Source organism: Paraburkholderia sp. GAS333 (assembly GCF_050435665.1).
Classification (GTDB): domain Bacteria; phylum Pseudomonadota; class Gammaproteobacteria; order Burkholderiales; family Burkholderiaceae; genus Paraburkholderia; species Paraburkholderia fungorum_A.
The window spans coordinates 475133-488619 of record NZ_JBNDKS010000003.1 but is presented as its reverse complement, the minus strand read 5'-3'; the positions used below and the strand labels follow the sequence as shown (position 1 = coordinate 488619).

The 13487-nt window shown below is 60.0% G+C and carries 14 protein-coding genes; 10 read left to right on the top strand and 4 right to left on the bottom strand.

The window, feature by feature from the left end; translation table 11 throughout:
- Positions 1-3 precede the first annotated feature (3 nt).
- The gene (locus tag ABH945_RS17950; RefSeq protein ID WP_429251387.1) at positions 4-399 is read left to right on the top strand and encodes a VOC family protein; all 396 of its coding nucleotides are present in this window, start codon (positions 4-6) and stop codon (positions 397-399) included.
- Between the two features lie 115 nt (positions 400-514).
- On the opposite strand, the gene ABH945_RS17945 is transcribed toward ABH945_RS17950, so the two are convergent.
- From ABH945_RS17945 to ABH945_RS17935, 3 genes are all read right to left on the bottom strand, one after another.
- Entirely contained in the window at positions 515-706 is a 192-nt protein-coding gene (locus ABH945_RS17945; protein WP_429251386.1) for a hypothetical protein, read from the bottom strand.
- A 282-nt stretch (positions 707-988) separates the two neighbouring features.
- Entirely contained in the window at positions 989-2002 is a 1014-nt protein-coding gene (locus ABH945_RS17940; RefSeq protein ID WP_429251914.1) for an aldo/keto reductase, read from the bottom strand.
- Between the two features lie 162 nt (positions 2003-2164).
- On the bottom strand, positions 2165-3073 hold the full coding sequence (locus ABH945_RS17935; protein WP_074770096.1) for a LysR family transcriptional regulator: 909 nt from the start codon (positions 3071-3073) through the stop codon (positions 2165-2167).
- Between the two features lie 125 nt (positions 3074-3198).
- Between ABH945_RS17935 and ABH945_RS17930 the strand changes: the two genes are divergently transcribed.
- The 8 genes from ABH945_RS17930 (at position 3199) to ABH945_RS17895 (ending at position 10166) form a co-directional block, all read left to right on the top strand.
- A complete protein-coding gene (locus ABH945_RS17930; protein ID WP_429251385.1) occupies positions 3199-3996 on the top strand; it encodes a carboxymuconolactone decarboxylase family protein in 798 nt (265 codons plus the stop codon).
- Positions 3997-4045: 49 nt separating this feature from the next.
- The gene (locus tag ABH945_RS17925; protein ID WP_429251384.1) at positions 4046-4849 is read left to right on the top strand and encodes a shikimate dehydrogenase family protein; all 804 of its coding nucleotides are present in this window, start codon (positions 4046-4048) and stop codon (positions 4847-4849) included.
- Between the two features lie 103 nt (positions 4850-4952).
- Entirely contained in the window at positions 4953-5711 is a 759-nt protein-coding gene (locus tag ABH945_RS17920; RefSeq protein WP_429251383.1) for an SDR family oxidoreductase, read from the top strand.
- Positions 5712-5933: 222 nt separating this feature from the next.
- Positions 5934-7211, top strand: coding sequence for a NupC/NupG family nucleoside CNT transporter (locus tag ABH945_RS17915; protein WP_074770090.1), 1278 nt, complete (start codon positions 5934-5936; stop codon positions 7209-7211).
- Positions 7212-7226: 15 nt separating this feature from the next.
- A complete protein-coding gene (locus ABH945_RS17910) occupies positions 7227-7616 on the top strand; it encodes a cytidine deaminase (RefSeq protein WP_074770087.1) in 390 nt (129 codons plus the stop codon).
- On the top strand, positions 7613-8584 hold the full coding sequence (locus tag ABH945_RS17905) for a nucleoside hydrolase (protein ID WP_074770085.1): 972 nt from the start codon (positions 7613-7615) through the stop codon (positions 8582-8584). Before ABH945_RS17910 ends, ABH945_RS17905 begins: the two co-directional genes overlap by 4 nt.
- 248 nt (positions 8585-8832) lie before the next feature.
- Positions 8833-9768, top strand: coding sequence for a 2-dehydropantoate 2-reductase (gene panE / locus ABH945_RS17900; RefSeq protein WP_074770083.1), 936 nt, complete (start codon positions 8833-8835; stop codon positions 9766-9768).
- Positions 9769-9866: 98 nt separating this feature from the next.
- On the top strand, positions 9867-10166 hold the full coding sequence (locus ABH945_RS17895; RefSeq protein WP_074770081.1) for a hypothetical protein: 300 nt from the start codon (positions 9867-9869) through the stop codon (positions 10164-10166).
- 56 nt (positions 10167-10222) lie between these two features.
- Here ABH945_RS17895 and ABH945_RS17890 read toward each other — a convergent pair whose 3' ends face one another.
- The gene (locus tag ABH945_RS17890; RefSeq protein ID WP_074770079.1) at positions 10223-10795 is read right to left on the bottom strand and encodes a cupin domain-containing protein; all 573 of its coding nucleotides are present in this window, start codon (positions 10793-10795) and stop codon (positions 10223-10225) included.
- 929 nt (positions 10796-11724) lie between these two features.
- Here ABH945_RS17890 and ABH945_RS17885 point away from each other — a divergent pair.
- Complete coding sequence (locus ABH945_RS17885; RefSeq protein ID WP_429251382.1) at positions 11725-13266, top strand: peptide MFS transporter; 1542 nt, start codon at positions 11725-11727, stop codon at positions 13264-13266.
- Positions 13267-13487 lie beyond the last annotated feature (221 nt).

Genomic DNA, 13487 nt, shown 5'->3' with positions numbered 1-13487 from the left:
ACGATGATTTCACATGTTTTTATCGGCGTGAACGATTTTGATCGTGCCTTCAGATTCTATTCGAGCGTCATGAATTCGCTCGGGCACAAGCTGAAGTTCTGCGAGCCCGGTAGACCATGGGCAGGCTGGGTGGCCGATGGGGCAACTCGCCCACTGTTTCTGATTGGCAGGCCACACGACTGCAATGCGGCAGAACATGGAAACGGACAAATGGTGGCGTTGCTCGCGCCCGATCGGCGAACGGTTGATAGCACATACGCTCGCGCGCTGGATAACGAGGGTGCTTGTGAAGGGGCACCCGGTCTTCGACCCGAGTACCACCCCGATTACTACGGCGCGTATTTCCGCGATCCTGAAGGGAACAAGATTTGCGTTTGCTGCCACGATCCGCAGCGTTAAGGCGAATCGGCACGTGTAGAGCCGCTGCCGACAGGGAACAATGGCGCGATGTTATTTACCGGCGAACCGAAGAGGTGCCCACATCATTCAGGACATGAGCTTCGGCTTCGCAACATCAAACCTTATCTTCCGCCACCGCATAGCGCCATTTGCTCGCATTGGAATCGATACGCGCATCGTTGGCGCTTCGTTGTTCTGCTCTTGCGCGGTCGGCCTTGTCGAGCGCTTGCGCCTGGGCCTGTCGCGACAGAGCAAACTCGCTCACTTTATCCGCCGTATGTGCAATACCTTTAGTCGATGGTCGCATGATGTCTCCAGAAATGAGGACCACCGGGTGCGATCCATGCTTGGACTGTATACCCATACAGCGGTGCAGGCACGATTTTTCCGTCGCTAATTGCATTGATTCAATTGTGCAGTACACGACCTGGATTAATACGGTAACAAATTCCTTGGCACATCGAGTTATTCGATGATTTCAAGTATGAATTGCCAAAAAATAGCCACGCATTAAGTCCTCGTAGCAGCAACAAACGCACAATCACATCTGCGCTGTACCAGGCTGCTACGGGTTGTGCAAACCAGCAGATCAACCAGTCACTTGTCGGCCTTCAACCGGATAGTTGGGATCCGTATATCCCGGCGTCGACGCATGACCCGGAGGCACCAGACTGTCCACAAACTTCTCATCGTCAGGACCGAGTTGCAGTGTCAGTGCATCCACATAGCTGTCCCAATGCGCTTCCGTGCGCGGACCGGCAATAGCGGAACTCACAAGCTTGTTCTTCAACACCCAGGCAATAGCGAACGCGATCGAAGTCGTTCCGCGTTCAGCAGCGTGTGCCGCGACTTTCTGCGCAATAGCGAGCGATTCGGGACGCCACTCCGTCTGCTGAATGCGCTTGTCACCGCGACCCGCGCGCGAATCGGCAGGCGGCGCGCCGTCGAGCGCGTATTTGCCGGTCAGCACCCCGCGCGCGAGCGGGCTGTAGGGCACGACGCCAATGCCGTAGTGTCCCGCAGCAGGCATCAGCTCGACCTCGGCCGTGCGGTCGACCATGTTGTACACCGGTTCGAGTGCAACAGGGCGATCAATGCCGAGCTGATCGGCGAGACGCACGACTTCCGCAATACGCCACGCGCGGAAATTGGACAATCCGAAGTAACGCACCTTGCCCTGGCGAATCAGGTCGCCAATCGCGCGTAACCCCTCTTCGAGAGGCGCATCGTTCAGCGAGCGGTGAAAGTAGAGAACGTCGATGTAATCGGTGCCCAGACGCTTCAGGCTTGCATCGACCGTCTGACAAATCCATTTGCGCGACTGCCCCTGTTCGTTGGGACGAGCAGTAGCCGAAGCCGGATAACCAAACTTGGTCGCCACGACCCAATCGTCGCGTCGCTGCGCAATCGCGCGTCCGACGATTTCTTCAGACCGGCCGGCGTGATACACGTCGGCGGTGTCGATAAAATTCACGCCCTGATCGAACGCCTTGTCGATAATCCGGCGCGAGGTGGCTTCATCCGTTTCGCCGCCGAACATCATCGCGCCCAGGCAGAGCGGCGAAACCTTGAGGGCGCTGCGACCCAGATATCCATAGTCCATCATCATCTCTCCATGCAGGGTGGGCCTGCGGTTGCGAGAGCGCTTCGTGCTCGATGCCGTGAGCGCCCGTTCGTCGTTAGAGAGAGATGATAGAGAGCTTATATCTAGCGATAAAGCCCCTAAAACTGCAAGCTCCCATGAATTGAGTTCATGAATCGTATTTCATGTTTTCGATTCGTCATGGCGATAACGGATTGCGTCGATCACTACCGTCATCGCCCGCGAGAATTCGCGACGGGTTGCATAGCAGGCATGTAAGCCGGGGAAGACCGGACACCATTCTTCGAGTACCTTGACGAGACGACCCGCTTCGACGTGTTCCTGGGCCAGGTCGGCCGGGATATAGGCGAGGCCATATCCCGACAGCGCAGCCGCCAGCATCTGGTAGGTCCCGTTGAACGCGAGTTGTCCATCGACCCGGACCTGCACTTCGCGGCTCCCCTTTTTGAGTTCCCATGGATAGAACCCGCCCAGCGTCGGCAAACGCAAATTGATGCATTGGTGTCGCGTCAGGTCCTGCGGCTTCTTCGGCCGCGCATGTTTCGCGAGGTATTCCGGCGTGCCCACGATGGCCATACGCATTTCCGGCGCGAGGCGTACCGCGATCATGTCCCTGGCGACCTGATCGCCATGGCGAACGCCTATGTCATAGCGATCCGCGACGATATCGGAGAGACCATAGTCCGTCGTAATCTCGACCTTGATATCCGGGTAGTCGTGCAGGACTTTCGACAATCTCGGCCACAGGACCGTTTCGGTCGCGTAGTCAGTCGCGGTAATGCGGATCGTGCCCGCCGGTTTGTCCCGGAACTCGGTGACGGCAGCCAGTTCCGCATCGATCTCTTCAAACCGGGGCGCGATGGTTTGAAGAAGGCGCTCGCCCGCTTCGGTCGGCGCGACGCTGCGTGTAGTTCGGGTCAGCAACCTCAGCCCGAGACGGGTTTCGAGCGAACGAATGGTGTGACTCAGCGCTGATTGCGATACGCCGAGTTGTGCGGCGGCACGCGTAAAACTGCGCTCCCGCGCGACGACGATAAGAGCCAGCAGATCGTTATAACTTTCGCGACGCATTGATGAACTCACTTCATAGGTGTTTGCCGATTCTAGCGCCTAGTCGTACATGAGTGAGTACATTACATTTGCAAGGGTAGGCGGTGAATCGCAGGGACGCGCGAGCACCAATGAGGAGCCGACTCATGAAATCACTCGTTGTAACGATGCTGACGCTCGCGCTCGGCGTCGCCGCCTGTTCGCAAATCGATAGGAACACTGATATGGATAATTCGAACCGCTCCACCTCCGCGAACGCATTCGAAGGAATGCGCGCCGTTTCCCCCGCTCTCGAGCGCTATACGACTGACATAGTGTTGGGCGACCTCTGGAAGCGGCCGCAACTTTCGGCACGGGATCGAAGCGTGGTCACGCTGTCGGTGCTGATCGCGCGAAATCAGAGCACGGAGTTGCTGTTCTACCTCGATCTCGCACTCGACAGCGGCCTCAAGCCCAGCGAGATTTCAGAGATCATCACGCACCTTGCGTTCTATTCCGGTTGGGCCAATGCGACTGCGGCTGTGAAGGTAACGAGCACCGTATTCGAAAGGCGTGGAATTACGACGGCGCAGCTTCCGCAGGCGTCCGTTGAATTTCTTCCCCTCGATAAGGCCGCAGAAGCACAACGTGAGAGCACGGTGCAAAACAACTTCGGCGCGGTGTCGCCGGGTGTCGTTCAATTCACGCGAGACGCGCTGTTCAACGACCTGTGGCTGCGACCGGGACTTGCGCCGCGCGACCGTAGCCTGGTGACGGTCAGCGCGCTGGTTGCAAGCGGGCAGGTCGCGCAACTCACTTACCACTTGAACCGGGCTATGGATAACGGACTGACCAAAGAACAGGCCGCTGAAGTCATGACGCAACTGGCGTTCTATACGGGTTGGCCGAATGTTTTCACTGCGCTTCCGGTCGTCAAGGATGTGCTTGAAAAAAGACCCGGTTGATCCGCCTGAAGCGAACACGGCTTGCAATGCTCGACCAGAGAGAAACCGGATGCCTGAAAAGCTCGATGGCGCGACGCGTCTGTTTCCGATCATCGGCGACCCGATCAGGTTCGTGAAATCACCGCAGCAGTTGAGCCGTGGTTTCGCAGCTCGCAATTACAACGGTTTATGCGTGCCGATGCAGGTCGCGAAAGCCGATCTGCAACCGGCCATGCAGGCACTGACGCTGACAGCGAACGTCGACGGACTGCTGGTCACGATGCCGCACAAATCCTCGGCGTTCGCCTACTGCGCCACCACTTCCGATACCGCAAGGCTGCTGGGTTGTGTCAGTGTCATGCGCCGCAACGTGGACGGTACATGGCATGGCGACATGCTCGACGGTCTCGCGTTCGTGAAAGCGCAAACGGACCACGGCGCTCACGTGAAGGATGGCCGCGCATTGCTGGTCGGCGCCGGTGCGGCTGGCAGCGCGATAGCAATCGCATTGCTCAAAGCGGGTGTGCAAGAACTGATCATTAGCGATACAGATGAATCCCGGGCAATACATCTGAAGGAGATCGTGTCGCGTGTTAGCGAGGGGCGTGTGCGTGTCGGCCCCGCCGATCCAACAGGATGCACGCTGGTATTCAACGCGACTCCAATGGGATTCGCCGACACCGATCCTCTTCCTGTGAGTGCGGATCTGCTGGATTCATCCATGTTCGTCGGCGACGTGATTGCCGGGCACGGTGTGACGCCGTTTCTGAAAGCGGCTCAGTCGGCAGGCTGCAAGACAGCGAACGGCGCGCAGATGGTCGATGCGGTCCAGCAAATGATGCTGGATTTTCTGCTGTGCAAGCGGGCCGGGTAAGAGCCGGCCAAACCGCTTCGCGCCATATCGAATCACCCCCGATTCAATTGGGGGAACGTCAGCCCATGCGCTGACGACAACATCAACCTCCAGGACTATTGATATGAATCCCACCTACGATTTCAGAGGTCAGGTCGCGCTAGTGACGGGCGCCAGCTCGGGAATGGGTTTGGAAACGGCCAAGGCTTTCGCCGAAGCAGGCGCTGCCGTTGCACTCGTCGACCGCGACGCGGAAAAACTCAACACGGCAACCGGGATGTTGACAGCCGCCGGACACCGGGCCATCGGCATTGTGTGCGACGTCACCGATGAAGCGCAGGCCAAGGCCGCAGTCGATCGCACCGTCGCGGAGTTCGGCCGCCTCGACATGGCCTATAACAACGCTGGCATCCTCGGCCCGATGTGCGAGATGTCAGCGGAACCCGCCGACGGTTATGACGAAGTGCTGGCCGTCAATCTGCGCGGCATCTGGACCTTCATGAAACACGAACTGCTGCAGATGAAGAAGCAGGGTAGTGGCGCAATCGTGAACTGCTCGTCGCTCGGCGGCCTGGTCGGCCTCGCGGGTCGCGCGGCGTATCACGCCAGTAAGCACGGCGTGATCGGTCTAACCAAGAGCGCCGCTCTCGACGTCGCGGCGCAGGGCATACGCGTGAACGCAATCTGCCCGGGTTGCATCGACACGCCGATGGGTGACGAGATCGATCCAGAGGCGATGAAAGTGTTCCTCAAGGATCAGCCTATCGGTCGGATGGGCAAGTCCGAAGAGGTTGCGGCGGCCGTGCTCTGGTTATGCAGCCCCGGTGCCAGTCTGATTGTCGGCGTAGCGTTGCCAGTGGATGGCGGCTTCGTCGCACACTGAGGTTTTGGAACTGCGCGGCCGGAGGCTCCATTGCAGGCTTCCGGTTCGTGCGGTGCGCTGAAACCTCAAACACTTCACTCGAAAATTCGCTACGCATCAACCGTAAAAATTCTCTGCCAGATAGAGTCGAATAGAGCCAAAGATTTGGATAAAGTTTTTTAATCCGCGCCGGTTTCGTTTAGCATCAGTGCCACTTAAACAAACAAGAAAAGATCACGAGACATGGCACTTATCGCGCGAAACCTTCTGGCTATAGTCGTATTGCTATTTATTGCCTACCTCTTCTCCACCAATCGCCGGGCGATTCGCTTACGAACTGTAATCAGTGCGTTGCTTGCGCAAATCGGCATCGGCGCATTCATTCTTTTTGTGCCGGTGGGCAAGACGATTCTTTCGGCCGCCGCGTCCGGCGTCAACGATGTACTCGGCTACGGCAATGCCGGTATCGAGTTCCTGTTCGGCGGACTCGTTCAATCGAAAATGTTCGAGGTATTCGGCGACGGCGGTTTCGTATTCGCGGTGCGCGTGCTGCCGGCCATCATCTTCGTCACCGCGCTGATTTCGGTGCTGTACTACATCGGTATCATGCGCTGGATCGTGATCGTACTCGGCACGGTGTTTCAGAAACTGCTGGGTGTATCGAAGCTCGAATCGTTTTCGGCGGTCACAACCATCTTCCTCGGTCAAAGCGAAATGCCCGCCGTGGTCAAGCCGTTTGCGCGCGACATGACCGGCGCTGAACTGTTCACGGTGATGTCGAGCGGTATGGCGGCGGTCGCCGGTTCGGTGCTGGCCGGTTATGCAGGCCTTGGCGTACCGATCCAGTACCTGCTCGCCGCGTCGTTCATGGCGGTGCCCGGCGGCTTGCTGTTCGCAAAGATCATTCACCCGACCACCGAGCCGAGCCGCGTGCATCTGGAGAACCTCAGCTTCGACGAGAAGCGCCCGGCCAACGTGATCGAAGCAGCGAGTTCCGGCGCGACGGTCGGCCTGAAAATCGCTGTGATGGTCGGCGCGATGCTGATTGCGTTCGTCGGGCTGATTGCGCTGGTGAACGGCATCGTGGGCGGCATCGGCGGCTGGTTCGGCCATCCGCAACTGTCGATGCAATCGATCCTCGGCACCGTGTTCGCGCCGCTCGCTTATCTGATCGGCGTGCCGTGGAACGAGGCCGCGATTGCCGGTAATTTTCTCGGGCAGAAGCTGATTCTCAACGAGTTCGTCGCGTATGCGTCGCTGTCGCCGTATCTGAAAGACGCCGCGAGCGTGACGGCGGCCGGTTTGCAGGTGCTCGATCCGCGTACCATTGCTATCCTGTCGTTCGCGCTGTGCGGCTTCGCGAACTTCGCGTCGATCGCGGTGCTGACGGGCGGCTTTAGCGCCGTCGCGCCCGAACGCCGCGCCGAAGTCGCGCGCTACGGACTGCGTGTCGTGCTCGCCGCGACGCTCTCGAACCTGATGAGCGCGACGATTGCGGGCATGTTCCTGACGCTGAACTGAATCGAGGATCGCTGTATGAAGATGGAACAATTGCTGGAACGCGCGGGCGTCGCACGAGAAAAGGCCTATGCGCCTTATTCGAAATTCAAGGTCGGTGCTGCGCTGCTGACTAAAGACGGCAAGGTATTCGACGGCTGCAATGTCGAGAATGCGTCGTACGGTTTGTGCAATTGCGCGGAACGTACCGCGTTTTTCAGCGCAATTGCGGCGGGGTATCAGCGTGACCAGTTTGCGGCACTGGCTGTTATCGGCGATACGGACGGCCCGATTTCGCCTTGCGGCGCGTGCCGTCAGGTGATCATCGAGCTGGGCGGCCCCGATCTGCCGATCCGCCTCGGCAATCTGCACGGCGCGACACGCGACACCACCGCGCGCGAGCAATTACCGGACGCGTTCTATCTATGAGCAAGCACAAGATCATCTACGACACCGACCCCGGCGTGGACGATGCAATGGCGCTCGTGTTTCAGGCGTTGCATCCCGATGTCGAATTGCTGGGGCTGACGAGCGTTTTCGGCAACGCCACGATCGAAACGACCACACGTAATGCGCGTTTTCTGGCCGGGCGTTTCGCACAGGGCGTGCCGGTTGCGCAGGGCGCCGCTGCGCCGCTCAGGCGCGTAGCGCCCGAACCGCTCGCATGGATTCACGGCGACAACGGTCTGGGCAATATCGAACTGGATACAACGGACGAAGCGCCGCTCGACGCCCGTCCCGCGCATCGCTTCATCATCGACACCGTACGCGCGCATCCGGGCGAGGTGACCTTGCTCGCGGTGGGGCCGCTCACGAATCTCGCACTCGCGCTCGCCGACGATCCGCAGATAGCGCCGCTCGTCAAACAGGTGGTGATCATGGGCGGCGCATTCGGCATCGACGGCGTGCTCGGCAACGTGTCGCCCGCAGCGGAGGCCAATATTCTCGGCGATCCCGACGCGGCCGATATCGTGCTCGGCGCAGCGTGGCCGGTTGCGATCGTCGGGCTCGATGTCACGCAACCCACGATCATGAGTCGCGAGTATCTCGCTTCGTTGCGCGATCGCGGCGGCGTGCCCGGTGAGTTCGTGTGGCAAGTGTCGCGGCACTATGAGGCTTTTCACGAACAGAGCGCGCAACTGCAAGGCATTTACGTGCACGATTCGTCAGCGGTTGCGTATGTCATCGCACCGCATCTCTATACGACGCGCAGCGGTCCGGTGCGCGTGCTGACCGACGGCATCGCGGTCGGGCAGACCATCCAGAAGCCGTCGACCCTGCCCGTTCCCGCGCCCGAGTGGGACAGCCGGCCCGACTGCAAAGTGTGTATCGCGGTGGACGTGCCCGGCATGCTCGCGCTCTACGAAGACACGATCTGCGGCACGCTTCCGGCTTGATGCGCTGGAACTGCATACCGCCCGTTTTCGCGCGCGGCGATCGTTGCAACGTGCCGCGCAGCACAATCGCACGATTGATCTGATTTAAGCCGCCTTTCGCAACAGTGCATTGCAGCATGTCGAAGCCCGCAATCGTGCGCGATGCCCTACGTCATTCTTTGCTACATTTCAGCACACGCACTGCGCGCGCGGCCAGCAGGAGATCATCGCCGCAGCGCGCGTGACTGAAATCTATCAAGAGGCCAAAGATGCGAATTCTAGTAGTTGGGGCGGGCGCGGTAGGCGGTTACTTCGGCGGACGTCTCGCGGCGGCGGGTGAAGACGTGACGTTTCTCGTGCGCCCCGGCCGTGCGGAAAAGCTGCAGCGCGACGGACTGGTCATCAAAAGCGTGCGCGGCGATCTCACGCTGCACGGCGTCAAAACCATTCTCGCGGGCGTCAATGCCGAGCCTTTCGATCTCGTGCTGCTGAGTTGCAAAGCCTATAGCCTCGACGACGCAATCGATTCGTTCGCGCCGCTGGTCGGCGAGTCGACGCTGATTCTGCCGATGCTCAACGGCATGCGCCATATCGACGTGCTCAAGGAGAAGTTCGGCGCGTCGCGCGTGCTCGGCGGCCAGTGCGTGATTGCCGCGACGCTGAACGCGCAGCAGCAGATCGTGCATCTGAACGACATGCAGGCCGTCACATTCGGCGAACTGACGGGCGGCACGTCCGAACGCGTTCAGGCGATTGCCGACGCGATGGCCGGCGCGAATTTCGACGTGTCGGTCAGCGACAATATTTTGCTGCGCATGTGGGAAAAGTGGGTGTTCCTCGCGACGCTCGCGGCGAGCACGTGCCTGATGCGTGGTTCGATCGGCGATATTCTGGCTGCGCCCGACGGCAAGCGCGTGATAGAAAATCTGTTGGGCGAGTGCCGCGCGGTGGCCGAGCATCAGGGCTTCACGATGGGCCCGGATTTCGACACCCGCGCCACGCAAACACTCTTTACGCCGACGCCGCTCACTGCGTCGATGCTGCGCGACGTCGAAAATCACTCGCATACCGAGGCGGATCACATTCTCGGCGACCTGATCTCGCGCGGCGGCGATGCGCAAAAGGGCGAGCACGGCGTGTCGTTGCTGCGTATCGCCTATAGTCATCTGAAGACGTATGAAGCGCGGCAGACCCGCACGTCCTGAGCGGGTGAGGTAGCGCGGGAAGCATGACGGAAGCACGAGGAACGCACGAGCAAAGCGGAGAAGGAAGCCCGTCACAGCCTAATCACCGGAGGTGAAGCATGCCGAGTCCAGCCGGATCCGTGCCCGCACTCAGTGGGGCGTCGGCAACCATCTTCTCGATCGGTATCGTGTTTCTCGGCTACTGGGGCATGTATGAGCCGACACGCTGGCGCGTCATCGACATTTTCGTTTTCGTGTTTGCGCTGATCGGCTTCGCCTGTCTCGGACTCGTGCCCTGGATGGCCACGAGTCCGGTCGAGCCGGAAACCAGCGATTCGCGCGTTCGCATTGCGCGACATCTGTTTCTGTCGGGCGTGATAGCGCTCTGGCTCGCGGTGGCGCTGTCGGTGATCTTCTGAACGGCGCGGTTATCCGCTGAACGCGTGGAACGTGCCCAGCGGTTTTCAACTGCCCGTTAAAACAGGCGCGGCGTTCCCACCCACACCACCACCGACTCCTTGCGCGCCGTGTTCGCCCAGCTATGCGGCACCGTCGATTCATAGTGCGCGGTGTCGCCGGCTGCCAGCACGAACGTCTTGCCTTCGAGCGTCAGCGAAATCTCTCCGTCCAGCACGTAAAGGAATTCTTCGCCCGCGTGCGTGGTGACCTCCGAACGCTTCTGCCCCGGCGGCATCTTGACGAGGATCGCTTCAAGCTGCCGGCCGCCCGTCAGGTTGGTGAGCCGCGCAAACAGATTCGCCGAGTCTGCAAAGCCGAAGAACTTCAAATGATCGCCCCGGCTCACGCTGCGTTCTTCGCTCGGGGTGTCGACGAAATACTGGACGTTGACGCCGAGCGCGTGCGCGATTCCCGCCAGCGACGTGAGAGAAGGCGACGCCAGCCCGCGCTCGACCTGCGACAAAAACGGTTTGGAAATGCCTGCCGCAGTCGCGGTGTCGTCCAGCGTGCGCTTGAGCCGTTGCCGCAGCGCGCGAATCTTGCTGCCGATTTCGAGTGCGGGATTGCTTGTTTGAATTGTCGTAGCCATAGCGAGTGGAAGTGAGCCCGTCAAAATTTGTTTGGTAAAGGTAAATATGTTTTGATACGGTGACGGTTTTGAGCCGGTCGGCCGGCTGGCTCCGGTGATGCAAACAACGCATTATTTTGAAGCAATACGCTTATGTTGCCAGAATTGAAACTCGCATCAGACGAATTGACCGGCGGCTTTCAGGTCGTCGTAAGGGCATTCGGTAAAAGCGGGAGTATCCGCCGTGTAAGTCCGATTTAAGAAGAGTGAATATAAATCGGCCTAACGAATTGATGCAAAAGAGATTTTTTCAAAGGCAAGCCCACGCTTCGGCTACGTGTGCGAATGAAACGACAAGTAATGAACTCCAAATCAGTGGATTCCCTGAGTGACGTCAGCGGGGTCTTATTTGCAGAATTGGCGCCGTTTGCGGAACGATGCCGGCGAGCAAAGCGGAGGCAAAATTGCCTGTCGAATCGCACGGCTATCCGACCGCTGTTTATCATTCCGCCCGCAGCGATCCTGCGGGGCGGAGCGTTGTCCGGCACGTTCCATCCGAACGGTGCCGGGCGTAAGGACACGATCATTACTGCCGACACTTCCCCGCGCGGGCGTACAGCCCGCCAAAGCCCTCGCCGGAGCCCGGTTTTCCGCGATGCTTTATCATTGAGCCCGCTCCGCTGGCCGGAGCCTGAGGCCGAGCTTGAACCCGCGCCTGAGTCCAATCCGGCGCAGCTTGCCGCGAGGCGGGCCTCCATACCCCATCTTCTGGTTTTTCCGCTGGCCTTGGCGAATTAGCGCGTGGCCGTTGCGTCGATGACGACGTGCCGGACAGCGCCGACTTGCCAGCCGAACGGCGCAATCTTCGCCGACTGTTTTTCCAGATCCCGTATTTCGCGCCGCGCGGCCAGACCGTGCGACGCCGTAACCGTTTGAACTAGAGGTACACGATGATTTCATCCCATCCGCCGGGCGCACGCGTCTCGCAGACCCGTTCGTTTTCGACGGTCTTCCTGATCGAGATGTGGGAGCGCTTCGGCTACTACGGCATGGCCGCGCTGCTGGTGCTGTTCATGATCGACAAGCTGAAGTTCGCCGACAGCCAGGCGACGCTGACATGGGGCGCGTTCACGGCGCTCGTGTACGCGGCGCCGTCGATCGGCGGCTGGATTGGCGACAAGGTTCTGGGCGCGCGCCGCACGATGATTTTCGGCGCGATCGTGCTGTCGGCGGGTTATCTGATGCTGGCGTTGCCGAACGACCAACTGTCGTTCATGTACGCGTCGCTCGGCGTGATCGTGGTCGGCAACGGCCTCTTCAAGGCGAACGCCGCTAACCTCGTGCGCCGCATTTACGAAGGCGACGACACGCGCATCGACAGCGCGTTCACGATCTATTACATGGCGGTCAATATCGGCTCGACCGTGTCGATGCTCGCCACGCCGTGGATCAAGGATCACTGGGGCTGGCACGCCGCGTTCGCCGTGTGCTGCGCGGGCATGCTGCTGGCAGTGCTGAACTACTTCATCATGTTCCGCACGCTTGCCCACATCGGCTCGGCACCGGATGAGCAACCCGTGCGCTGGACGCGCGTCGGCGCGGTGGCGTTGGGCGGCATCGCGCTCGCCGCCGCAACGATGTTCGTGCTGCAGCACAAGGCGATCGCCGTGGCCTGCGTGTACACGGCGGGCGTCGCGATTCTGGCGATCTTCGGCTACATGCTGATGAAAGCGGAGCGCTCGGAACGCTCGGGTCTCGCCGCCGCGCTGATCCTGACCGCCCAGGTCATCCTGTTCTTCGTGTTCTATCAGCAGATGTCGACGTCGCTCACGCTGTTCGCGCTGCGCAATGTCGATCCGCGTTTCGTGCTGTTCGGGCAGACGTGGTTCACGTGGAGCGCCGCGCAGTTCCAGGCGCTCAATCCGATCTGGATCATGCTGCTGAGCCCGTTGCTCGCGATGCTCTATACGAAGCTCGCGAACAGCGGCAAGGACGTGCCGATCGCAGTGAAATATGCGTTCGGCTTCGCGGTGGTTGCGGCAGGTTTCTTCGTTTATGCAGCGAGCGGCAAATACGCGGTGAACGGCCGCGTGTCGTCGTGGTTCATGGTGGGCGGCTACGGCTTGTACTCGCTCGGCGAACTGCTGGTGAGCGGCCTGGGTCTCGCGATGATCGCGCGCTACGTCCCCGCGCGAATGAGCGGTTTCATGATGGGCGCGTATTTCGTGGCGACCGGCGTGTCGCAGTATCTGGGCAGCGTGGTGGCGAATTTCGCGCAGATGCCGGCCGGCGATCTCGATCCGCTCGAATCGCTGCCGCTCTATACGAAGCTGTTCACCGGCCTCGGCTGGCTGGCGGCGGCGGGCGCACTGGTCGCGATCCTGCTGTTGCCGCTGATGGGCAAACTCTCGCGTGAGCATCAGCGTTGCTCCGCGCAGGCGCGTGAGGACGAGCGGCAAAATGCCGCTTCGCATGCCGCTGTAGCGGAGTAATTCGACAGATAGTCGGCATGGAAAAAATGGCGCGCCTCTTCATTTGAGGCGCGCCATTTTGCATTCTGGCGGCCCGACTTCTGTCTATACGTCTGCATCGATTCGTGAGCGACATCGCTTTTCACGCGTACTTCCGCACGGGAATAGCGCTGATCGTAAAAGTCCGCCTGACGGCATCGACCGGCGTTAAGCTAACGCCTTCAATCTGGTCATCAGAAAAA